Origin of the sequence: Pseudomonas sp. FW305-25 (assembly GCF_017351415.1) — a bacterium.
Classification (GTDB): domain Bacteria; phylum Pseudomonadota; class Gammaproteobacteria; order Pseudomonadales; family Pseudomonadaceae; genus Aquipseudomonas; species Aquipseudomonas chlororaphis.
Window position 1 is genome coordinate 84,920 of the sequence record NZ_JACNDE010000004.1, and the last position, 20,847, is coordinate 105,766.

A 20,847-nucleotide genomic window follows, 5' to 3' on the forward strand; every position below is an offset into this window, starting at 1 on the left:
GGCGCTCATAAAACCCGTAATTTCCAACAAGAACCGATTTCAGGAACCCACCATGACCGCTCTCAACCAAGCCCATTGCGAAGCCTGCCGCGCCGATGCTCCACAAGTCAGCGACGAAGAACTGCCGGTACTGATCAAGCAGATCCCCGACTGGAACATCGAAGTGCGCGATGGCGTCATGCAACTGGAAAAAGTCTTCCTGTTCAAAAACTTCAAGTTCGCCCTGGCCTTTACCAACGCAATGGGTGAAATTTCCGAGGCAGAAGGTCATCATCCTGGCCTACTCACCGAATGGGGCAAGGTCACCGTGACCTGGTGGAGCCACTCCATCAAGGGCCTGCACCGCAACGACTTCATCATGGCCGCTCGCACCGACGAAGTGGCCAAGACCGCAGAAGGACGCAAGTAATGCATTTCGACGCCATAGGCCGAGTACCCGGCGACCCGATTCTTGGCCTGATGGAGGCCTATGCGTCGGACAGCAACCCACGCAAGTTCGACCTCGGCGTCGGTGTCTACAAGGATTCCCAGGGCCTGACGCCGATCCCTCGATCAGTCAAGCTGGCCGAGCAGCGCCTGGTCGACCGGCAGACCACCAAGATCTACATCGGCGGCCACGGCGACGCGGCCTTTGGCAAGGTGATCAATGAACTGGTGCTGGGCGCCGATTCGCAACTGATCGCCGAACGCCGCGCCGGCGCCACCCAGACCCCGGGCGGCACCGGCGCACTGCGCCTGAGCGCCGACTTCATCGCCCACTGCCTGCCGGGCCGTGGCGTGTGGTTGAGCAATCCGACCTGGCCGATCCACGAAACCATCTTTGCCGCCGCCGGCATCCAGGTCAGCCACTACCCTTACGTCGGCAGCGACAACCGCCTCGACGTCGAGGCCATGCTGGCGACCCTGAACCAGGTGCCCAAGGGCGACGTGGTACTGCTGCACGCTTGCTGCCACAACCCCACCGGTTTCGACCTGAGCCACGACGACTGGCATCGGGTGCTGGACGTGGTGCGCAGCCGCAACCTGCTGCCGCTGATCGACTTCGCCTACCAGGGCTTCGGCGACGGCCTGGAGCAGGATGCCTGGGCGGTACGGCTGTTCGCGGCCGAACTGCCCGAGCTGCTGATCACCAGTTCCTGCTCGAAGAACTTCGGCCTGTACCGCGACCGCACCGGCGCGCTGATCGTCTGCACCCGGGACGCGGAAAAGCTGCTGGACGTACGCAGCCAGTTGGCCCACATCGCCCGCAACCTGTGGTCCACCCCGCCGGATCACGGCGCCGCGGTGGTCGCCACCATCCTCGGCGACCCGGAGCTGAAAAGCCTCTGGGCCGACGAAGTGGAAGCCATGCGCCTGCGCATCGCCCAGTTGCGTTCAGGCCTGGTGGAAGCGCTGCAACCCTTCGGCCTGGCCGAGCGCTTCGCCCATATCGGCGTGCAACGCGGGATGTTCTCCTACACCGGTCTGACGCCGGAGCAGGTCGGCAAACTGCGCGATCAGCACAGCGTGTACATGGTCAGCTCCGGCCGGGCCAACGTCGCCGGTATCGACGCCACCCGCCTGGATTTACTGGCCGAAGCCATCGCCGAAGTCTGCAAGTGACACCCTGATCGCGAGCAAGCTCGCTCCTACAAAAGCACCTGCCTGTAGGAGCGAGCTTGCTCGCGATGCTCTTCAACGATCCCCCGCCCGATGAAACTCCTTTCATCCTAAAAGCCGTGATAAAAATCTTTTTGTCATTTCCAGTGCTGTATCCTGCCCAGGCTTTTTAAAAGCGCGGATCTACCCAGCGATTTAAAAAACAGACCTTGCGAGGAGCAACGAACATGCACGAGATTCCTAATCTCCCCTTCCCAAGCCTGCACGAAACTGAGCAGACAACCCCGCAACAAGCCGGCGCCCAACAGCCCGAGCCGAAAGAAGCCGCACCCGGTCACAAGGCCGACAGCGAAGACTGACCGCAACACCCAGACAGTGTGGAAAGCGCTCTTTGATGCGCTTTCCACACCGCCTGAAACCCGCTTTCGAGAACCGCCTCCATGACCGACGCCTTCAGCGAAACCCAAGCCAGCGTGCTGATCGGCACCGCCGAAAAGATGATCGAGATCTGGAACCGCCTGACGCCGGAAAAACAGGCCGCCCTGCTGGCGCGCTTCGGCACCCAGGAAAACGCCCTGGCCGCCCTGGTCACCACGCAACTGCTGGCCCCTGTAAAAGCCTGAGCCTGCCGCGCGCAAAAAAGTGCGGATGGGCATCGATTTCTCCACCTGAATCGTTTCAACCCTCGGTATCATAAGCAGCCTATCTATCTCTGCCGCGTCCGTGGACCTTTCCCATGCCAGATACCCAGCGCCCCTTGGCGGTCACGCTGCAAGTCGTCTCCATCGTCCTTTTCACCTTTATCGGCTACCTGAACATCGGCATCCCCCTGGCCGTGCTGCCGGGCTACGTGCACAGCGAACTGGGCTTTGGCGCGGTGATCGCCGGGCTGGTGATCAGCGTGCAATACCTGGCCACCCTGCTCAGCCGCCCCTATGCCGGGAAGATCATCGACAACCTGGGCAGCAAGCGCGCGGTGATGTACGGCCTGGCCGGCTGCGGCCTGAGCGGTGTGTTCATGCTGTTGTCGGCATGGCTGCACAGCTTGCCGGTGCTGAGCCTGGCCAGCCTGCTGATCGGGCGCCTGGTGCTGGGCAGCGCCGAGAGCCTGGTGGGCTCGGGCTCCATCGGCTGGGGCATCGGCCGCGTCGGCGCGCAGAACACCGCCAAGGTGATTTCCTGGAACGGCATCGCCAGCTATGGCGCGCTGGCCGTCGGCGCGCCGCTGGGGGTGTTGCTGGTGGATCGCCTGGGGCTGTGGAGCATGGGCGTGAGCATCATCCTCCTGGCGCTCCTCGGCCTGGCGCTGGCCTGGCCGAAACTGGCGGCGCCGATCGTCGCCGGCGAGCGCTTGCCATTTATCCATGTCCTGGGCCGGGTATTCCCCCACGGCTGCGGCCTGGCCCTGGGCTCGATCGGCTTTGGCACCATCGCCACCTTTATCACCCTGTATTACGCCACCCAGAACTGGTCCAACGCGGTGCTGTGCCTGAGCCTGTTCGGCGCCAGCTTTATCGGCGCGCGCCTGCTGTTCGGCAACCTGATCAACCGCCTCGGCGGCTTTCGCGTGGCAATCGCCTGCCTGTCGGTGGAGACTCTCGGCCTGTTGCTGTTGTGGCTGGCGCCGGATGCCCATTGGGCGCTGGCCGGCGCGGCGTTGAGCGGCTTCGGCTTCTCCCTGGTGTTCCCGGCGCTGGGGGTGGAAGCGGTCAACCTGGTTCCCGCCTCCAGCCGTGGCGCGGCGGTGGGTGCCTATTCGCTGTTCATCGACCTGTCGCTGGGAATCACCGGACCGCTGGCCGGGGCGATCGCCGCCGGTTTCGGTTTTGCCTCGATCTTCCTGTTCGCCGCCCTCGCCGCCTGCAGCGGTTTGCTGCTGAGCCTCTACCTGTACCGCCAGGCGCCGAAGTATCGCGAGGAGCGCGGCGAGCGTTAGTAGTCGACCTTGCCGCGGCCGGCCTTGATGTTGCCGCGCTTGCTCTTGGATTCCAGGCGCCGGGTCTTCGAGCCCAGGGTCGGCTTGGTCGGCCGGCGCTTCTTCTCCACCTTGATGGCGCCGAGGATCAGCTCCACCAGACGCTCCAGGGCATCGGCGCAGTTCTGTTCCTGGGTCCGGTATTGCTGGGCCTTGATGACAATCACCCCGTCGCTGGTAATGCGACTGTCGCGCAGCGCCAGCAACCGCTCCTTGTAGAACGGCGGCAGCGACGAGGCCGGGATGTCGAAGCGCAGGTGCACCGCGCTGGAGACCTTGTTGACGTTCTGCCCACCCGCGCCTTGCGCGCGAATGGCGGTCAATTCGATCTCGGCATCCGGCAGATGCACGTTGTTGGAAATCACCAGCATGGAAAAGACATCCGCTTTCAGGGCGCTCAGGATACCGCGAATCGCACTGCCTCCCGTAGGAGCGAGGCTTGTTCGCGATGGCGCCCGTGCTGGATGGCCGCTTCGCGGATCGCGGGCAAGTCGGATCGCCGCCCGCTCGCTGCCAAGCAATCCTGGCGCCCACAAAAAACCCGGCCAAGGCCGGGTTTGTCGTTGTCGCGCTGGCGTTACTTCGCCGAAGAACTGGCGACCTGCAGCGCGTGCTGCGCGCTGCGCTTGTTCTTGATGCCGTAGCAGACCCACATGAAAGCGACCCACACCGGAATCGCGTACACCGAGATCTGGATACCCGGAATCATCAGCATGATGCCGAGGATGAACACCACGAACGCCAGGCAGACGTAGTTGCCGTAGGGGTACCACAGCGCCTTGAACAGCGGCGATTGTTTCGTGCGGTTCATGTGCTGGCGGAACTTGAAGTGCGAGTAACTGATCATCGCCCAGTTGATCACCAGGGTCGCGACCACCAGCGACATCAGCAGCTCCAGGGCGTGCTGTGGGATCAGGTAGTTGAGCACCACGGCAACGAAGGTCACCACCGCCGAGGCCAGGATCGACATCACCGGCACACCGCGCTTGTCGATCTTCGCCAGGACTTTCGGCGCGTCGCCCTGCTCGGCCATGCCCAGCAGCATGCGGCTGTTGCAGTAAGTGCCGCTGTTGTACACCGACAAGGCCGCGGTCAGGACCACGAAGTTGAGGATGTGCGCCGCGGTATCGCTGCCCAGCATCGAGAACACCTGGACGAACGGGCTGCCGCTGTAGGCATCGCCGGAGGCATTCAGGGTCTCCAGCAGGCTGTTCCATGGGGTCAGGGACAACAGCACGACCAGGGCACCGATGTAGAAAATCAGGATGCGGTAGATCACCTGGTTGATGGCCTTGGGAATCACGGTCTTCGGCTTGTCGGCCTCGGCCGCGGTAAACCCGAGCATCTCCAGGCCGCCGAAGGAGAACATGATGATCGCCATGGCCATTACCAGGCCGCTGACGCCATTGGGGAAGAACCCGCCGTGCTCCCACAGGTTGCTCACCGAAGCCTGCGGGCCGCCGTGACCGCTGACCAGCAGGTAGCTGCCCAGGGCGATCATGCCGACGATGGCCACCACCTTGATGATCGCGAACCAGAACTCGGCTTCACCGAAGACTTTGACGTTGGCCAGGTTGATCAGGTTGATCAGCACGAAGAACGCCGCGGCCGAGGCCCAGGTCGGCACGTCCGGCCACCAGTAGTGCACGTACTTGCCGACCGCGGTCAGCTCCGACATACCCACCAGGATGTACAGAATCCAGCAGTTCCAGCCCGACAGGAAACCGGCGAAACCGCCCCAGTACTTGTGCGCGAAATGGCTGAAGGAACCGGCCACCGGCTCTTCGACGATCATCTCGCCGAGCTGGCGCATGATCATGAAGGCGATGAAGCCGCAGATGGCGTAGCCGAGGATCATCGACGGCCCGGCCGACTTGAGCACGCCGGCGGAGCCCAGGAACAATCCGGTACCGATCGCGCCGCCCAGGGCAATCAGTTGAATATGGCGATTTTTCAGGCCGCGCTTCAGCTCGCCTGAATGCGAGTTTTGTCCACTCATGAAAAGGGTCTCACGCAAGGTTTGATGATGTTCGATAGACGTTGCAGCCGACAGCAGGCTTAAGCAGCGCGGATCAAACCCCAGCGCAGGCACCAGGAGTTCAGCGTTTGTTTAACGGTCATGCGTCACCTGTTTGTTTTTATCTGTGACGAAATCGAACCCACCACGCTTGTGACGCGGCGGAGTGAACAAGGCGGATAGCCTTGAGATTATTGGCCTTGGGAGCGTGTCTCGAGCATTCGAGCCAGGGCTCGTCACGCGTCGAAACCAGTCGTTGGGGCGCAAAATGCGCGGATACGCAGTTGGGTCACAGTTAAAACGCCGCGCATTGTACACCCCTGACTCCCTGCCGCCAGACGCGGCTTATCAGCGCGTCGGGTGCCGGAATCGCACGGGGCCAGCTCGATGCTCGGCATCGGCGGCAAGGTTCGGGACAGACCCGTCGGGGTCGTCGACGAAGGTACGACAGCAATCGCCCTTCGGAGGGAATCGGTTGAGGTGAGCCACGGCGTTCATTGCGCCTCCTTCTTGTTATGCACCTGCACACAGGCATGGGCTGCATCACACCTGCCTTGAGGCCGCGGAACAAGCGGCTTGGAGCCCGGCGGCGGGCTGTATCGAGGCAACAACGGAAGGTTTTTCTTACAGCGCCGAACAAGGGTCGATTCGATGAATCGATAGCGGATTTTTCGTAAGTATTTCTTTACAAGGCGGAACGTATTTTTTCCACTTCAGATCAGTGACATCGGCGACTGCAAATTGACGGCCAGCGCTTTTTTATCTGTCTGCTCGCTCAGCTTTTTGTTTTTTTTTGATAATTTTCCAGCACAAAAACAGAACAAAAAGTTCAATAAAAATAATTCAATTATTTTTTTGCATTTCAAAAAACCCTGGACTAGGTTTCCAGCCACTTGCCGGACCACACCCCCGGCAAGCCGAGCGGCCACGTTGAGCAGTTGGGGCTTTCAAGCACTCCCCGTAGAACGCCCGAGCCGTCTCACCGACTGCTTATCCGAAACTGCTTTTATCCGAAAAGTCATCTAGGAGATTCACGATGCAAGCACTGGAAAAAGACTTGGACACTGAACTGCAACTGGACGATTGGTTTGAAGCAGCGACCCACGAGGCCGCGGTGGAAATGATGCAGGCCGACGCGGTAGTACCGTTCGGCACGGCGATGTGGCCTTTGTAAAAAGGGCCTTTAGGCAGGAGCGGCCCGGCGGTCGCCCCTGCCTCCGTCCGCTGTCTGTCAGGGAGGATCCATGGACAACACCGCTGCCATCCGACATTTCCTTTACTACCTCGAACACCACCCGGCCCTGGCCGAGCGCCAGAGCGCCAGGGTCCTGATCGGCCACACCGCCGAATATGCCGCCACCAGCGCCGCCATCATCGAGCAGGCCGGTGAGCCCTTCAGTTTCACAGCCCTGCGTCTCGACCTCGAACCCACCTCGGCGCTGGCCCAGGCCATCGCCGACTGCGATCTGTATATCTTCTTCTACGACTCCTCCACCCTCTCGCCGCCCCGCCCGCAAGGCCCGGAGTTCATCCAGGCGCTGCAGGGCGTGATGGCCGAGAACTGGAAGAAGTCGCTGCTGTTCAAGGACTACGGCGACTACTTCTACGACACCTTCAGCGTCGAGCCGCAACGCATCGCCGAGCTCAACGCGACCCTGATCCAGCATATGTCCGAAGCCACCACCCTGAGCTTTCGCGACGACCACGGTTCGTACTTCGAAGCGCCGCTGGACAGCATCAAGAAGTGGACCAACATCAACGGCGTGGGCAACTACGACCTGGCACCCGGAGAAATCGCCAGCCACAGCGAGGCCATCAATGGCCGGGTGAAATTCGTCGGCACCTTCCTCGGCACCATCCCCTTCGCGCGCAAGTACGGCGTGCTGCAATCGCCGCTGGAATTGTGGATCGAGAACTCCACCATCAGCCGCATCGCCACCGACGTGCCGGGGCTGGCGGACGACTTCAACAAATACCTGGATGCCAACCCGTCCAACCGGCGCATCGAGGAACTGGGCATCGGCACCAACGAAGGAGTGAAAGACCTCTACGCGCGCAACTCGGGTTTCGAGGAGCGCCATTGCGGCCTGCACCTGGGGCTGGGCGGTGGCGCCAAGGGCAGCCATCACCTGGACCTGATCTTTGCCAGCGGGGTGCTGGCGCTGGACGACAAGCCGGTGTTCGATGGCAGGTTTGTGTTCTGAGCCTGTAGCCGCTGGCGCAGCCTGCGATCGGCTGCGTAGCAGTCGCAAGATGCCGGAACGCGAATAGCCCGCCAGACCTCTGTTGACGGCTTTTACGGCCGCTACGTCGGAATGCCGTCCAGCCCGATCGCAGGCTTCGCCAGCGGCTACATAAGAGGCAAAAAAAACGCCAACCCTGAGGTTGGCGTTTTTTCTTGTCGCTTACAGCTTGCAGCTCAAGGCTGCCTCACTCGGGCTTGCGGCGACCGAACCCCGGGCGCTGGCCGGAACCGGCCGGAGCGCCGCGGCGCTTGCCCGACGGTGCGTCCTTATCGACCAGGACAATGCCCGGACGCTTGGACTTCGGCGCTGGCTTGGCCGGGCGCTTGGTGTCGCTCGGACGATCCGCCACTGGCGTACCACGACCCGATTCACCCCGACCGGCAGCCGGACGCGGCGCCCGTGGAGCGCGCTCGCCATCCTGGCGTGGCGCAGGCTTGCGGCCTGGACGCTCGCCTTCGATCTGCGGCTCGCGCGACGGGCGCGGGGCACCGGCGGCAGGCGCGCCATGAGCTGGACGCAGAGTCCGCACGCGCTCGCTCTTGCCGACCGGGCGCGAGGATTTGCGCTGCATGCGTTCCAGCTTGTCCTTGCTCTTGGCGTTGAGCTGCGGCATCGCCACCGGCGTCAGGCCAACCTCGGCACTGAGGACGTCCACTTCGTACTGGCTCATTTCGCGCCAGCGGCCCATCGGCAGGTCGGAGTTGAGAAACACCGGACCGAAACGCACGCGCTTCAGGCGGCTGACCACCAGGCCCTGGGATTCCCACAGGCGACGCACTTCACGGTTGCGGCCTTCCATCACCACGCAGTGGTACCAGTGGTTGAAACCTTCACCACCGGGCGCCTGCTGGATGTCGGTGAACTTGGCCGGGCCGTCTTCGAGCATCACGCCGGCTTTCAGGCGCTCGATCATCTCGTCGTCGACTTCGCCACGCACACGTACCGCGTACTCACGGTCCATTTCATAGGACGGGTGCATCAGGCGGTTGGCCAGCTCACCGTCGGTGGTGAACATCAGCAGGCCGGTGGTGTTGATGTCGAGGCGACCGATATTGATCCAGCGGCCTTCTCGCGGACGCGGCAGCTTGTCGAACACGGTCGGACGGCCTTCCGGGTCGTCACGGGTGCAGATTTCGCCATCGGGCTTGTTGTACATGATCACGCGGCGGACCGATTCGGACGCCTCTTCGCGCTTGATCACCTTGCCATCGATGGAGATGGCGTCGTGCAGGTCGACGCGCAGGCCAAGGGTGGCCTCTTTGCCATTGACCTTGATCCGGCCCTGGCTGATCCAGGACTCTACGTCACGGCGCGAGCCGACGCCGATACGGGCGAGGACTTTCTGCAGCTTTTCGCCTGCTGGGCCGATTTCCTGTTGGTCTTGCTGATCTTCACTCATCTGGGCACCTCCCGGTGTGTCGATTCAGGCTTGAGCGGCCTGAACAGTAATAAAAACAGGTCTTGTGGCGAAGGGATCGCCAAAGGGTCGCGAATCATACGCTCATGGCGCCGGTTGCGCATCAGAGACTAGCCGATAAGTGGTGGCCTACCGATTTTTCCGCTGGCCGGTGGCAGCGCAGGCACCTGGGCGACCGAGGCGTCTCAATCGTCTTCGAGCAGGCGTCTTTCGTTCTCGATGGCCTCGGCCAGCGCCAGGGCTTCGGCCTCTTCGTCGCTCAGTTCCGGAGTCGGCGGTTCCAGTGCCGCCACGGCGGCCAGCAGCTTGGCGCGGGCTTCGGCGACGCCGAGCACATCGTCATCGACTTCCTGTTCGTCGTCGGCGTCCGCTTCGAGTTCGGTATCGTGCTCGACTTGTACTTCGGCTTCGGCTTCGGCTTCGGCTTCGGCTTCGGCTTCGGCTTCGGCTTCGGCTTCGGCTTCGGCTTCGGCACGAGTGTGCGCTTCGGCCCAGATCTCGGTGTCCACCTCGGTGCCGGCAATCACATCGTCCCCGGACGAATCGACCGCGCCATCGCGATGCAGATCGTCGAAGTCGGTCTTGATCCCCTCCTCCATCGAGTCCAGCTCCAGCAGCAAGGTGTGGAAACTGGTCTCTTCCTTCGGTTCTTCCGGCTCGGCGCTGGCGTCGGCCAAGGCTTGCAGGCTGGCGGGCACCGGCGCGTCATCGAAGTCGAGGACCGGCTCGGTCTCGATCTCGCGCAGCTCGGCCAGCGGCGGCAGGTCGTCGAGGTTCTTCAGGTTGAAGTGATCGAGAAACGCCTTGGTGGTGGCGAACATCGCCGGCTTGCCCGGCACGTCACGGTAGCCGACCACCCGAATCCACTCGCGCTCGAGCAAGGTCTTGACGATCTGGCTGTTGACCGCCACGCCCCGCACATCCTCGATCTCGCCACGGGTGATCGGCTGGCGGTAGGCGATCAGCGCCAGGGTTTCCAGCATCGCCCGGGAGTAGCGCTGGGGCCGTTCTTCCCACAGCCGGCCGACCCAGGGCGCGAACTTTTCCCGCACCTGCAGGCGATAACCGGAGGCCACTTCCTTGAGTTCGAAGGCCCGCCCCTCGCAGGACTTGCCCAGAATGGTCAGGGCCTTCTTGAAGACCGCGGGGTCCGGCCGCTCGCCTTCCTCGAAAAGCTCGAACAGGCGCTCCATGGATTGCGGTTTTCCCGAGGCCAACAGAAAGGCTTCAAGCAGTGGCGCCAGCTCGCGGGGTTCATTCAGATTCATTGTTTCAGCTCGTTATTCGGCTCGCGCCCGCACATGGATAGCCGTGAAGGGCTCATTCTGTACCAGCTCGACCAGGGATTCCTTGACCAGTTCGAGGATCGCCATGAAGGTCACCACCACCCCCAGGCGTCCTTCTTCCGCGGTGAACAGCTCGACAAAGGGCACAAAACCACCGCCCTTGAGCCGCTCCAGCACCTCGCTCATGCGCTCGCGGGTGGACAGCGCCTCGCGGCTGACCTGATGGCTTTCGAACATGTCGCCACGGCGCAACACCTCGGCCATGGACATCAGCACCTCTTCCAGGGCGACATCCGGCAACAACTTGCGCGCCCGGGCTTCCGGGGCGTCGAGCTTGGGCACTATGACGTCGCGACCGACCCGGCTCAGGCCGTCGATGCCTTCGGCGGCGGCCTTGAAGCGCTCATACTCCTGCAGGCGACGGATCAGTTCGGCGCGCGGGTCTTCCTCTTCCTCTTCCACCTCGGCCGAGCGCGGCAACAACATGCGCGACTTGATCTCGGCGAGCATGGCCGCCATCACCAGGTATTCGGCGGCCAGCTCCAGGCGCACCGACTGCATCAACTCGACATAGCCCATGTACTGGCGGGTGATTTCCGCCACCGGGATGTCGAGGATGTCGATGTTCTGTTTGCGGATCAGATACAGCAGCAGGTCGAGCGGGCCTTCGAAGGCTTCGAGAAAGACTTCCAGGGCGTCCGGCGGGATGTACAGGTCCAGCGGCATTTCCATGACCGCCTGGCCATAGACCATCGCAAAGGGCAGCTCCTGCTGCGCTCCGGCCTGGTCGTCGACGTGTTCCACTGCGGACATTCAGGCCTCGACCATGAAGGGAGCCGGGTCGCCGCAGCCGATACGGATCACTTCCGGCTCGCCATCGGCCAGGTTGATCACGGTGGAGGCCATGATGCCGCCAAAACCGCCATCGATGATCAGGTCGACCTGATGCTCGAGCAGTTGGCGCATTTCATAAGGGTCGTTCATCGGCTCGGTTTCGCCGGGCATGATCAGGCTGACGCTCATCAGCGGCTCGCCGAGTTCGGCCAGCAGCGCCAGGGCGATCGGATGGCTCGGCACCCGCAGGCCGATGGTGCGTTTCTTCGGGTGCAGCAACAGCCGTGGCACTTCGCGGGTGGCGTTGAGGATGAAGGTATAAGGCCCAGGCAGATGCGCCTTGAGCAGGCGAAAGGTGCCGGTATCGATCTTGGCGAACAGGCCCAGCTGCGACAGGTCGCTGCAGATCAGCGCGAAGTTGTGTTTGTCATCCAGTTGCCGCAGGCGCCGCACGCGCTCGACCGCACTCTTGTCGCCGATCTGGCAGCCAATGGCGTAGGACGAGTCGGTCGGGTAGATCACCACGCCCCCTGAGCGGATGATTTCGACAGCCTGTTTGATCAGGCGCGGTTGCGGGTTTTCCGGATGAATCTGGAAAAATTGACTCACATTCTCTACCTGTTCAGACGGCGGCAATAATTGGGTCATGTTTGAACCGACACCAGAGCGGCGGCAGATCCTCCGGAACCGGGCGATACTCGCCTATCTCGGACCAGCCTCCAGGGCCATGAAAATCACTGCCGGCGCTCACCAGCAGACCGAACTCCCGAGCAAGGATGGCCAGGCTGCCCACCTGCTCGGCGGGTTGATGGCCGTTGACCACCTCGATCGCGTGGCCACCTGCTTGAATATAGTCGGCAATCAGGCGGCGACGTTTGCTGCGGGTGAAATCGTAATGCCAGGGATGCGCCAAGCTGACCCAGGCCCCCGCCGCGCGCAACGTCTCGACGGTTTCCTCGAGGGTCGGCCAGTGCTGCTTGACGTCGCCCAGCTTGCCGGCCCCCAGCCATTTGCGAAAAGCTTCGGCGCGGTCCTTCACGAAACCGGCGCGCACCAGGTAATCGGCGAAGTGCGGCCGGGCCGGCGCATTGCCGCTGTCGCCCAGTTCCTGCTGGATCGCCCGGGCCCCTTCGAGGGCGCCCGGCATGCCTTTGAGCGCCAGCTTGCGGCTTATTTCTTCGGACCGCAGCCAGCGACCGTCATGCAATTTGCCGATGGCTTCGACCAATGACGGCGCATTGACGTCGAAGCCGTAGCCCAGCACATGAATGGTCGCCCCACCCCAGGTGCAGGACAATTCGACGCCATTGACCAGTTGCATGCCCAGTTCATGGGCCGCCAGGCGCGCCTCGTCGAGGCCTTCCAGGGTGTCATGATCGGTCAGGGCCAGGACTCGCACGCCTTTCTCGAACGCACGCGCAACCAGAGCCGCGGGCGCCAGGGCGCCATCGGAGGCCGTGCTGTGGCAGTGCAAATCAACATTCACGGGACTGTTCAACCTCAAGTCAGCTGGCGCTTTCGCTACCATGGATGTTTGTTATTATGCCGCCACATCCTGCTTCTGGCTGCCACTGTGAAACAATTCATCGACTTCATCCCGCTGTTCCTGTTTTTCATCGTCTACAAAATCGATCCCCGAGTCGTCGACATTGCCGGCCAACAACTGACCGTAGGCGGTATCTACAGCGCCACGGCGGTGTTGATCATCAGTTCCCTGGTGGTCTACGGCGCGCTGTTCATCTCCCAGCGCAAGCTGGAGAAAAGCCAGTGGCTGACCCTGGTCGCCTGCCTGGTGTTCGGCAGCCTGACCCTGGCCTTCCACAGCGAGACCTTCCTCAAGTGGAAGGCGCCGGTGGTCAACTGGCTGTTCGCCCTGGCCTTTAGCGGCAGCCATTTCATCGGCGACCGCCTGCTGATCAAGCGCATCATGGGCCACGCGCTGAGCCTGCCGGATCCGGTCTGGACCCGCCTGAACATCGCCTGGATCGCCTTCTTCCTGTTCTGCGGCGCCGCCAACCTGTTTGTCGCCTTCACCTTCCAGAGCATCTGGGTCGACTTCAAGGTCTTCGGCAGCCTGGGCATGACCGTGCTGTTCCTGGTCGGCCAGGGCATTTACCTGTCGCGCCATCTTCACGACACCGAACCCACCACGTCGAAAACCGAGGACTGACATGCTTTACGCAATCATTGCTACAGACGTCGCCAACTCCCTGGAAAACCGCCTGGCCGCGCGCCCGGCGCATCTGGAGCGGTTGCAGCAGCTCAAGGCCGAAGGTCGCGTGGTACTGGCCGGGCCACACCCTGCCGTCGACAGCAATGATCCTGGCGCCGCGGGTTTCACCGGCAGCCTGATCGTCGCCGAATTCGACTCGCTGAACGCCGCCCAGGCCTGGGCCGACGCCGACCCTTACGTCGCCGCCGGTGTCTATGCCAACGTCGTGGTCAAGCCGTTCAAGCAAGTCCTGCCGTAAATCCTCTCCCCCGCGGTGAACCTTATCGGTTCATCGCGCTCTCAATCGCTCATTATTCTCGTTTGACTGCCGACAACCTGCCCAACACTCGATTGGAATCAGGAGTTGCGATGCGCCAAGGTCTGTTGTGCCTGTTGTTGGTCATGTTAACGATCGGGGCGAGCGCCTCCGCCGAAGAAACCACGGCCCCTGGGCATTCGACGCCTTTGTCCCTGAGTGCCGGCAGCCAGATCAACGAATTGCAGCAGCGCCTTAAAGACAGCGAGCGCCAGCGTGAAGAGCTGACCCGGCAATTGCAGGGTGCCGACAGCGAGCGCGAAAGCGCCCAGCTGAGCCGCCTGCGCCAGGAGAATCAGCGCCTCAAGCTGCAACTGCGCGAAGTCCAGGCCAGTTCCGTGCCGCGCCTGCTGACCGATCAGCAACAGTGGTTCGTCACCGGCGCCGGGGTAGCGCTATTGGCCCTGCTCTGCGGTATCTTCGCCAGTGGTGGACATAGAAAGCGTCGACAATGGCTAAATTGAGTGATTCATGAGCGACCTGTTACTGATTGACGATGACCAGGAGCTCTGCGAGCTCCTGACCAGCTGGCTGGGCCAGGAGGGTTTTCAGGTACGGGCCTGCCACGATGGCCTGAGCGCCCGTCGCGCCCTGGCCGATCACGCCCCGGCGGCGGTGGTGCTGGACGTGATGCTGCCCGACGGCAGCGGCCTGGAACTGCTCAAGCAACTGCGCAGCGACCACCCGGACTTGCCGGTGCTGATGCTCTCGGCCCGCGGCGAGCCCCTGGACCGCATCCTCGGCCTGGAGCTGGGCGCCGACGACTACCTGGCCAAACCCTGCGACCCGCGTGAACTGACCGCCCGCCTGCGCGCTGTGCTGCGCCGCAGCCACCCGACCGCGGTGTCCAGCCAGATGGAGCTGGGCGACCTGTGTTTCAGCCCGGTGCGCGGCGTGGTCAGCATCGACGAACAGGACATCACCCTCACCGTTTCCGAAAGCCGCCTGCTGGAAGCCTTGCTCAAGCAACCGGGCGAACCGCTGGACAAGCAGGAACTGGCGCAGATCGCCCTGGGCCGCAAGCTGACCCTGTACGACCGCAGCCTGGACATGCACGTCAGCAACCTGCGCAAGAAGATCGGCCCGCACCCCGACGGCCGCCCGCGCATCGTCGCCCTGCGCAGCCGCGGCTACTACTACAGCCTCTGACTCTGAACTGATCCCTGGTCCTGCAGCCGCTGCCGCAGGCTGCGATAGGGCCGCCGCCGTCCTGCATTCGCAAGATCCCCGCGAGCGTACCGGTCGTTCGCCGCCTCGCGGGCTCGGCAGCGGCTACAGGGGTTATGTCAGTTTCGCCAAAAAACGTCTTTACCCAAGCTTTACCCTTCGCTGACCGCCGCTGACCTTGCTCTGCGTAATCTGCACACATCCGGAACTGACCGGGAATGAGACAAGGAGATACACCATGCGCAAGACCCTGATCGCTCTGATGTTCGCCGCCGCCCTGCCGACCGTGGCCATGGCCATGCCGGAAGGCGCAGGCCCCATGGGGCCGATGGATGGCCCGCGCCACAGCGAACACATGCGGGGCAAAGGCCCTTACAGCCAGCTGGACCTGAGCCACGAACAGCGCCAGCAGATCCGCAAGCTGATGGGTGAGCAGATGCACGAGCGCAAGCAGCTGGTGCAGAAGTACCTGGAAAAACTGTCGCCGGCCGACCAGAAAGCCATGAAGGACGAGATCGCCGCCAAGCGCCAGAAAACCGAAGCCGATATCCGCGCCCTGCTCAAGCCGGAACAGCAGAAAGAGTTTGACGCCATCCAGAAGAAACACGCCGAGCGCCGCGCCGAATGGGCTGAGTTCAAGGCCTGGAAAGCGCAACAGCCGCAAAAAGCGCAATAATGTTTTAGCGCTTATCCCACAGCCCAGTGGCGCTCCCACTGGGCTTTCCTTGTTTGAGGACTTCCCGTGCGTTCATTGTTCTGGCGCATCCTCGCCAGCTTCTGGCTGGCTATCACCCTGGTTGCAGGGCTGTCGATTCTGCTTGGCCACATGCTGAACCAGGATGCCTGGATCCTCAGTCGCCATCCGGGCCTCAATACCCTGGCCGAAGAGTGGACGCGCACCTACGAAGAACAAGGCGAAGACGCCGCCCAGGAGATTCTGGAGCAGCGCAAGCACCAGTATCACGTCAACGTGCAAGTGCTCAACGACGCCGGCGACCCGGTGGTCCGTGGCACCTTCCCGCGCCGCGCGGCCGCCTTGGAGGCCCGGCAGAACAACGATGACCGGCGCCTGCCCTGGCGGCGCCTGACCGCCGAATACACCAGCCCGAAAACCGGCGAAACCTACCTGCTGATCTACCGCATCCCCCATCCGGAACTGGACGCCTGGCACCGCGACAGCCTGCTGTGGCCGCTGAGTGCCCTGACCATCGCGCTGGTGGTGCTGACCCTGTTCAGCCTGCTGGTGACCCTGTCCATCACCCGCCCCCTCAGCCGTTTACGCGGTGCGGTGCATGACCTGGGACAGGCCACCTACCAACAGAACAGCCTGGCCCGCCTGGCCGCCCGCCGCGACGAGTTCGGCGTGCTGGCCAAGGACTTCAACCGCATGGGCTCGCGCCTGCAAAGCCTGATTGGCAGCCAGCGCCAACTGCTGCGCGATGTCTCCCACGAGCTGCGCTCGCCGCTGGCGCGCCTGCGCATCGCCCTGGCGCTGGCCGAGCGGGCCACGGTCGAGGAGCGCGAGCGCCTGTGGCCGCGCCTGACCCGCGAGTGCGATCGCCTGGAAGCGCTGATCAGCGAAATCCTGGTGCTGGCCCGGGTCGATGCCGACAACGCCAGCGCCGAAGAGGTGGACCTCAACGCCCTGCTCGATAACCTGCAGAAGGATGCCCAACTGGCCTGCCCGGAACAGCCGGTGAACATCCAGGCCGAATCGCAACTCAGCCTCAAGGGCTGGCCGACCATGATCGAGCGGGCGGTGGACAATCTGCTGCGCAATGCCCAGCGCTTCAACCCGGCCGGACAGCCGATCGAAGTACAGGCATTGCGTCAGGGGGACAGGATTGTGCTCAGCGTCCGCGATCACGGCCCCGGTGTGGAGGCCGAACATTTGCGCCAGCTGGGGGAACCCTTCTACCGCGCCCCGGGCCAGACCGCGCCGGGTCACGGGCTGGGCCTGGCCATCGCCCGACGCGCCGCGGAACGCCATGGCGGCAGCCTGACCCTGGACAATCATCCGCAGGGTGGTTTTATCGCCAGCCTGGAGTTGCCGTTGGTGCCAGGCGTTACTGCCCAGGCCTGAGCAGCCTCAGGATCAGGCCTTGCCCGACCAGGCGCTGACGAACTCCGCCGTGTCCACCTTGGGCGCGACCCGTGGCTCGTTCAGCGGTGTGCCCAGGTACAGGAAGGCGATGATCTCTTCACCTTCGCCCAGGCCAAGGCCCTTGGCGACATGGGGCGAATAGGACAGCTCGCCGGTACGCCACACCGCACCGATACCCTGGGCATAGGCCGCCAGCAGGATGCCATGGGCGGCACAGCCGGCCGCCAGCCGTTGCTCCGACTTCGGTACCTTGACGTGTTCCTGCAGGCGCGCCACCACAACCACCACCAACGGCGCGCGCAATGGCATGGCACGGGCCTTGTCCAGGGCCGCCTGGGTCACTTCGCCCCCCTGCAATTGCACCGCTTCCACCAGCAGCTCGCCCAACTGCTCGCGGGCCGCGCCTTCCACCGTCAGAAAGCGCCACGGCCGCAACTGGCCATGATCCGGGGCGCGCAATGCCGCCGCGAACAGCGCTTCGCGTTGCGCCGCCGTCGGCGCCGGGTCCACCAGACGCGGTACGGAAACACGGTTGAGCAATGCGTCGAGAGCCTCCATCGGCCACCTCCTGAAAAAAATGTCCGGCCATTCTACCGGGAAGTGCCTTCCGGGTGCCGGTTTACATGCTCTGCGCCGCAGGTAGAATGGCGCCCTCCTTATCAGCCCCGAGCGGACCTCATGGCGTTGCCGACCCTACGGATCATTGGTTTCATCATCGGCATTTTCCTGATCACCCTGGCCATCGCCATGGTCATTCCGATGGCGACGCTGGTGCTGTTCGAACGCACCGGCGACCTGCCGTCGTTCCTCTGGGCCAGCATGATCACCTTCGTCGCCGGCCTGGCCCTGGTGATACCGGGGCGCCCGGAACATGTGCACCTGCGTCCGCGGGACATGTACCTGCTGACGGTGTCCAGCTGGGTGGTGGTGTGCATCTTCGCCGCCCTGCCGTTTTTGCTGACCCAGCACATCAGCTACACCGACTCGTTCTTTGAAAGCATGTCCGGCATCACCGCCACCGGCGCCACCGTGCTCAGCGGCCTGGACAACATGTCGCCGGGCATCCTGATGTGGCGCTCCCTGTTGCACTGGCTCGGCGGAATCGGCTTCATCGGCATGGCGGTGGCGATCCTCCCGCTGCTGCGCATCGGTGGCATGCGCCTGTTCCAGACCGAATCCTCGGACCGTTCGGAAAAGGTCATGCCGCGTTCGCACATGGTGGCGCGGCTGATCGTGGCGGCGTATGTCGGCATCACCATTCTCGGCAGCCTGGCCTTCTGGTGGGCCGGGATGAGCCTGTTCGACGCGATCAACCACGCGATGTCGGCGATTTCCACCGGCGGCTTCTCCACGTCCGACAGCTCGCTGGCGCACTGGCCGCAACCGGCGGTGCACTGGGTGGCGGTGGTGGTGATGATCCTCGGTAGCCTGCCGTTCACCCTGTACGTCGCCACCCTGCGCGGCAACCGCCGGGCGCTGATCAAGGACCAGCAGGTCCAGGGCCTGCTCGGGATGCTGTTGGTGACCTGGCTGGTGCTCGGCACCTGGTACTGGTGGACCACCCAGCTGCATTGGCTGGAAGCCCTGCGTCACGTTGCGCTGAACGTCACCTCGGTGGTCACCACCACCGGTTTCGCCCTGGGCGACTACAGCCTGTGGGGCAACTTCTCGCTGATGCTGTTCTTTTACCTGGGCTTCGTCGGCGGCTGTTCCGGCTCGACCGCCGGCGGGATCAAGATCTTCCGCTTCCAGGTCGCCTATATCCTGCTCAAGGCCAACTTGAACCAGCTGATCCACCCGCGCGCGGTGATCAAGCAGAAGTACAACGGTCACCGCCTCGACGAGGAAATCGTCCGCTCGATCCTGACCTTCTCGTTCTTCTTCGCCATCACCATCTGCGTGATCGCCCTGGCGCTGTCGCTGCTGGGTGTGGACTGGATGACCGCCCTGACCGGCGCGGCCAGTACGGTGTCGGGGGTCGGCCCGGGCCTGGGCGAAACCATCGGCCCGGCCGGCAACTTCGCCACCCTGCCGGACGCCGCCAAGTGGATTCTGTCCCTGGGCATGCTGCTCGGCCGGTTGGAAATCATCACCGTATTCGTGCTGTGTATTCCGGCATTCTGGCGTCACTGACAGCGGCCCCGGACTCCTGCAATCGCGCCCGGTATTCGCCGGGCGTGGCATCGAACCAGCGGCGGAAAGCGCGGAAAAAATTGCTCGGGTCGGCAAACCCCAACAGATAGGCAATCTCCAGCAGGGTCATGCTCGGCTGCGCCAGGTACTGCTCGGCCAGCTCACGCCGGGTGTCGTCGAGCAGGGTCTGGAAACTGGTGCCCTCCTCCTGCAGACGCCGTTGCAGGGTGCGCTGGGACAGGTGCAGGGTCTGGGCCACGGCTTCGCGCTTCGGCTCGCCCTGGGGCAACAACCGGCACAGCGCCTGGCGCGCCTTGTGCGTCACCCGGCTTTCGGAGAAGCGCGCCAGGTACTCACCGGCGAAGCGGTCATGCAGCCGCGCCATGGCTTCATTGGCGGTCGGCAACGGCGCCTCCATATCGGCCCGCTCGAAAATCAATCCATCGTAAGGCGCGTTGAACACCAGCGGCGCATGAAACGCCTGCTTGTAGGGCTCCAGATCAACCGGCACCGCCCCCTGCATCAGGACCTGGCGCGGCTGCAGCGTACGCCCGGTCAGCCAGCCACACAGCGCCAGCGCACAGGCCAGCGAAGCCTCGGCACTTTGCCGGGTCGGCGGCAGATGATCGCCGTGCACCGTCAGAATCAGCGCATAACCTTCAGGTAAAAGTCGGAAACTCAGATCAGCGCTTTCCGCGATGATCCGCTGATAGCGCACCAAACGCTGGAAACCCTCGGCCAGGGTACGACTGGACATCAGGGCATACCCGGCCACGTTGAAGGAAGCCGGTCGCACCACCTTGCCCATGTTCAGGCCGATCGCCGGGTTGCCGGACTGCTCCACCGCACGCCGCCAGAGACGCGTCATCGAATCCTGGGGGAAGCGTGCGTCCGGGTCGTCCAGCGCGGCATAGTCGAGCCCGATCTGCTTGAACAATGCACGGCAATCCAGGCCGTCCATCTCCAGAGCTTTGACAATTCCCATCGCCCAGCTTGCAGAAGTCGTTCGTTCGCTCATGGTGGGTTCTTTTACATGATGAGCCGCATGCTACGGCCGATTTCCCAAGGATACTAAAGTGGCGCCTATTGTCACTGGCCCCAGCTATTGATGACTCTAGACTCAAATAAGCTCCCCGCAGAGCATCCGCTGGCAGAACAACAACCACAGAGATCGCAGTCGTGGATAACATCAAGCAATTCAACAGCTTCGCCGAGTTCTATCCGTATTACCTGAGCGAACACAGCAACAGCACCTGCCGCCGCCTGCACTTCGTGGGCACGACCCTGGTGATCTTCATCCTCGCCTTCGCCATCGGCAAAGGCGCCTGGCTATTGCTGCTGGCCCTGCCGGTGGCCGGCTACAGCTTCGCCTGGGTCGGTCATTTCTTCTTCGAGAAGAACCGCCCGGCCACCTTCCAGCATCCGCTCTACAGCCTTGTGGGCGATTTCGTCATGTACCGCGACATGCTGACCGGCAAGGTGCCGTTCTAGGCCTCGCCGGACAGCAAGCCGTCCTGCACAGCCAGTGCAGGATTGGATCC

Annotated in this window: 24 protein-coding genes; 15 read left to right on the forward strand and 9 right to left on the reverse strand. The window is 63.1% G+C overall.

The features are described from left to right. The first annotated feature begins 52 nt into the window (after window positions 1–52). The 5 genes from J4E58_RS05765 (at window position 53) to J4E58_RS05780 (ending at window position 3,535) form a co-directional block, all read left to right on the forward strand. Complete coding sequence (locus J4E58_RS05765; protein ID WP_007930096.1) at window positions 53–409, forward strand: 4a-hydroxytetrahydrobiopterin dehydratase; 357 nt, start codon at window positions 53–55, stop codon at window positions 407–409. Further along, window positions 409–1,602 (forward strand): amino acid aminotransferase, encoded by a 1,194-nt coding sequence (locus J4E58_RS05770; protein ID WP_087088926.1) that lies wholly within the window; start codon window positions 409–411, stop codon window positions 1,600–1,602. Before J4E58_RS05765 ends, J4E58_RS05770 begins: the two co-directional genes overlap by 1 nt. 224 nt (window positions 1,603–1,826) lie before the next feature. Next, complete coding sequence (locus J4E58_RS31890) at window positions 1,827–1,958, forward strand: hypothetical protein (RefSeq protein ID WP_007930094.1); 132 nt, start codon at window positions 1,827–1,829, stop codon at window positions 1,956–1,958. A gap of 81 nt (window positions 1,959–2,039) precedes the next feature. Further along, window positions 2,040–2,222, forward strand: coding sequence for a hypothetical protein (locus tag J4E58_RS05775; RefSeq protein ID WP_007930093.1), 183 nt, complete (start codon window positions 2,040–2,042; stop codon window positions 2,220–2,222). Window positions 2,223–2,335: 113 nt separating this feature from the next. Beyond that, window positions 2,336–3,535 (forward strand): MFS transporter, encoded by a 1,200-nt coding sequence (locus J4E58_RS05780; RefSeq protein ID WP_009042700.1) that lies wholly within the window; start codon window positions 2,336–2,338, stop codon window positions 3,533–3,535. Here J4E58_RS05780 and arfB read toward each other — a convergent pair. After that, window positions 3,532–3,945 carry an alternative ribosome rescue aminoacyl-tRNA hydrolase ArfB gene (gene arfB / locus J4E58_RS05785; protein WP_087088928.1) on the reverse strand — a complete coding sequence of 138 codons (414 nt, stop codon included), beginning with the start codon at window positions 3,943–3,945 and terminating at the stop codon, window positions 3,532–3,534. The genes J4E58_RS05780 and arfB overlap by 4 nt on opposite strands. A gap of 206 nt (window positions 3,946–4,151) precedes the next feature. Continuing rightward, window positions 4,152–5,573, reverse strand: a complete 1,422-nt coding sequence (locus J4E58_RS05790) for an amino acid permease (RefSeq protein ID WP_053260092.1) — start codon at window positions 5,571–5,573, stop codon at window positions 4,152–4,154. 1,054 nt (window positions 5,574–6,627) lie between these two features. Here J4E58_RS05790 and J4E58_RS05795 point away from each other — a divergent pair. Together J4E58_RS05795 and J4E58_RS05800 are read left to right on the forward strand one after the other, a co-directional pair. Continuing rightward, window positions 6,628–6,765 carry a hypothetical protein gene (locus J4E58_RS05795; protein WP_007930088.1) on the forward strand — a complete coding sequence of 46 codons (138 nt, stop codon included), beginning with the start codon at window positions 6,628–6,630 and terminating at the stop codon, window positions 6,763–6,765. Between the two features lie 70 nt (window positions 6,766–6,835). Then, window positions 6,836–7,795 carry a leucyl aminopeptidase gene (locus tag J4E58_RS05800; RefSeq protein WP_087088930.1) on the forward strand — a complete coding sequence of 320 codons (960 nt, stop codon included), beginning with the start codon at window positions 6,836–6,838 and terminating at the stop codon, window positions 7,793–7,795. 226 nt (window positions 7,796–8,021) lie between these two features. Here J4E58_RS05800 and rluB read toward each other — a convergent pair whose 3' ends face one another. The 5 genes from rluB to J4E58_RS05825 form a co-directional block, all read right to left on the reverse strand. Further along, a complete protein-coding gene (gene rluB / locus J4E58_RS05805) occupies window positions 8,022–9,236 on the reverse strand; it encodes a 23S rRNA pseudouridine(2605) synthase RluB (protein ID WP_007930085.1) in 1,215 nt (404 codons plus the stop codon). 203 nt (window positions 9,237–9,439) lie between these two features. Then, window positions 9,440–10,522 carry an SMC-Scp complex subunit ScpB gene (gene scpB, locus J4E58_RS05810; protein WP_087088932.1) on the reverse strand — a complete coding sequence of 361 codons (1,083 nt, stop codon included), beginning with the start codon at window positions 10,520–10,522 and terminating at the stop codon, window positions 9,440–9,442. Window positions 10,523–10,534: 12 nt separating this feature from the next. Continuing rightward, window positions 10,535–11,233, reverse strand: coding sequence for a ScpA family protein (locus J4E58_RS05815; RefSeq protein WP_172962981.1), 699 nt, complete (start codon window positions 11,231–11,233; stop codon window positions 10,535–10,537). A 120-nt stretch (window positions 11,234–11,353) separates the two neighbouring features. Further along, on the reverse strand, window positions 11,354–11,983 hold the full coding sequence (locus J4E58_RS05820; RefSeq protein ID WP_009042694.1) for an L-threonylcarbamoyladenylate synthase: 630 nt from the start codon (window positions 11,981–11,983) through the stop codon (window positions 11,354–11,356). Between the two features lie 13 nt (window positions 11,984–11,996). Continuing rightward, entirely contained in the window at window positions 11,997–12,860 is an 864-nt protein-coding gene (locus J4E58_RS05825; RefSeq protein ID WP_007930079.1) for a PHP domain-containing protein, read from the reverse strand. A gap of 87 nt (window positions 12,861–12,947) precedes the next feature. Between J4E58_RS05825 and J4E58_RS05830 the strand changes: the two genes are divergently transcribed. From J4E58_RS05830 to J4E58_RS05855, 6 genes are all read left to right on the forward strand, one after another. Next, entirely contained in the window at window positions 12,948–13,544 is a 597-nt protein-coding gene (locus J4E58_RS05830; RefSeq protein WP_087088934.1) for a septation protein A, read from the forward strand. A gap of 1 nt (window position 13,545) precedes the next feature. Then, a complete protein-coding gene (locus tag J4E58_RS05835) occupies window positions 13,546–13,845 on the forward strand; it encodes a YciI family protein (protein WP_087088936.1) in 300 nt (99 codons plus the stop codon). 110 nt (window positions 13,846–13,955) lie between these two features. Further along, entirely contained in the window at window positions 13,956–14,366 is a 411-nt protein-coding gene (locus tag J4E58_RS05840; RefSeq protein ID WP_087088938.1) for a translation initiation factor 2, read from the forward strand. A gap of 7 nt (window positions 14,367–14,373) precedes the next feature. Next, window positions 14,374–15,051, forward strand: a complete 678-nt coding sequence (locus J4E58_RS05845) for a response regulator transcription factor (protein ID WP_007930075.1) — start codon at window positions 14,374–14,376, stop codon at window positions 15,049–15,051. Between the two features lie 256 nt (window positions 15,052–15,307). Next, window positions 15,308–15,745 (forward strand): Spy/CpxP family protein refolding chaperone, encoded by a 438-nt coding sequence (locus J4E58_RS05850; RefSeq protein WP_016702278.1) that lies wholly within the window; start codon window positions 15,308–15,310, stop codon window positions 15,743–15,745. A gap of 66 nt (window positions 15,746–15,811) precedes the next feature. Continuing rightward, window positions 15,812–17,152 (forward strand): HAMP domain-containing sensor histidine kinase, encoded by a 1,341-nt coding sequence (locus J4E58_RS05855; RefSeq protein ID WP_087088941.1) that lies wholly within the window; start codon window positions 15,812–15,814, stop codon window positions 17,150–17,152. A gap of 12 nt (window positions 17,153–17,164) precedes the next feature. Here the strand turns inward: J4E58_RS05855 and J4E58_RS05860 are convergent, their stop codons facing one another. Continuing rightward, window positions 17,165–17,731 (reverse strand): nitroreductase family protein, encoded by a 567-nt coding sequence (locus J4E58_RS05860; protein ID WP_007929740.1) that lies wholly within the window; start codon window positions 17,729–17,731, stop codon window positions 17,165–17,167. A gap of 120 nt (window positions 17,732–17,851) precedes the next feature. Here J4E58_RS05860 and J4E58_RS05865 point away from each other — a divergent pair, with 120 nt between their 5' ends. Beyond that, on the forward strand, window positions 17,852–19,306 hold the full coding sequence (locus tag J4E58_RS05865) for a TrkH family potassium uptake protein (RefSeq protein ID WP_007929741.1): 1,455 nt from the start codon (window positions 17,852–17,854) through the stop codon (window positions 19,304–19,306). On the opposite strand, the gene J4E58_RS05870 is transcribed toward J4E58_RS05865, so the two are convergent. Next, window positions 19,263–20,324, reverse strand: coding sequence for an AraC family transcriptional regulator (locus J4E58_RS05870; protein ID WP_087088943.1), 1,062 nt, complete (start codon window positions 20,322–20,324; stop codon window positions 19,263–19,265). The two genes, J4E58_RS05865 and J4E58_RS05870, sit on opposite strands and share 44 nt — an antisense overlap. A gap of 161 nt (window positions 20,325–20,485) precedes the next feature. Here J4E58_RS05870 and J4E58_RS05875 point away from each other — a divergent pair, with 161 nt between their 5' ends. Further along, on the forward strand, window positions 20,486–20,797 hold the full coding sequence (locus J4E58_RS05875) for a DUF962 domain-containing protein (RefSeq protein ID WP_025805147.1): 312 nt from the start codon (window positions 20,486–20,488) through the stop codon (window positions 20,795–20,797). Window positions 20,798–20,847: the final 50 nt, after the last annotated feature.

Coding starts and splice junctions, on each gene's coding strand:
- J4E58_RS05770 (WP_087088926.1), top strand. CDS start 409: ATGCATTTCGACGCCATAGGCCGAGTACCCGGCGACCCGATTCTTGGC.
- J4E58_RS05845 (WP_007930075.1), top strand. CDS start 14,374: ATGAGCGACCTGTTACTGATTGACGATGACCAGGAGCTCTGCGAGCTC.
- J4E58_RS05780 (WP_009042700.1), top strand. CDS start 2,336: ATGCCAGATACCCAGCGCCCCTTGGCGGTCACGCTGCAAGTCGTCTCC.
- J4E58_RS05765 (WP_007930096.1), top strand. CDS start 53: ATGACCGCTCTCAACCAAGCCCATTGCGAAGCCTGCCGCGCCGATGCT.
- rluB (WP_007930085.1), bottom strand. CDS start 9,236: ATGAGTGAAGATCAGCAAGACCAACAGGAAATCGGCCCAGCAGGCGAA.
- J4E58_RS05790 (WP_053260092.1), bottom strand. CDS start 5,573: ATGAGTGGACAAAACTCGCATTCAGGCGAGCTGAAGCGCGGCCTGAAA.
- J4E58_RS05800 (WP_087088930.1), top strand. CDS start 6,836: ATGGACAACACCGCTGCCATCCGACATTTCCTTTACTACCTCGAACAC.
- J4E58_RS05860 (WP_007929740.1), bottom strand. CDS start 17,731: ATGGAGGCTCTCGACGCATTGCTCAACCGTGTTTCCGTACCGCGTCTG.
- J4E58_RS05870 (WP_087088943.1), bottom strand. CDS start 20,324: ATGAGCGAACGAACGACTTCTGCAAGCTGGGCGATGGGAATTGTCAAA.
- J4E58_RS05775 (WP_007930093.1), top strand. CDS start 2,040: ATGACCGACGCCTTCAGCGAAACCCAAGCCAGCGTGCTGATCGGCACC.
- arfB (WP_087088928.1), bottom strand. CDS start 3,945: ATGCTGGTGATTTCCAACAACGTGCATCTGCCGGATGCCGAGATCGAA.
- J4E58_RS05865 (WP_007929741.1), top strand. CDS start 17,852: ATGGCGTTGCCGACCCTACGGATCATTGGTTTCATCATCGGCATTTTC.
- J4E58_RS05850 (WP_016702278.1), top strand. CDS start 15,308: ATGCGCAAGACCCTGATCGCTCTGATGTTCGCCGCCGCCCTGCCGACC.
- J4E58_RS05795 (WP_007930088.1), top strand. CDS start 6,628: ATGCAAGCACTGGAAAAAGACTTGGACACTGAACTGCAACTGGACGAT.
- J4E58_RS05840 (WP_087088938.1), top strand. CDS start 13,956: ATGCGCCAAGGTCTGTTGTGCCTGTTGTTGGTCATGTTAACGATCGGG.
- scpB (WP_087088932.1), bottom strand. CDS start 10,522: ATGAATCTGAATGAACCCCGCGAGCTGGCGCCACTGCTTGAAGCCTTT.
- J4E58_RS05835 (WP_087088936.1), top strand. CDS start 13,546: ATGCTTTACGCAATCATTGCTACAGACGTCGCCAACTCCCTGGAAAAC.
- J4E58_RS31890 (WP_007930094.1), top strand. CDS start 1,827: ATGCACGAGATTCCTAATCTCCCCTTCCCAAGCCTGCACGAAACTGAG.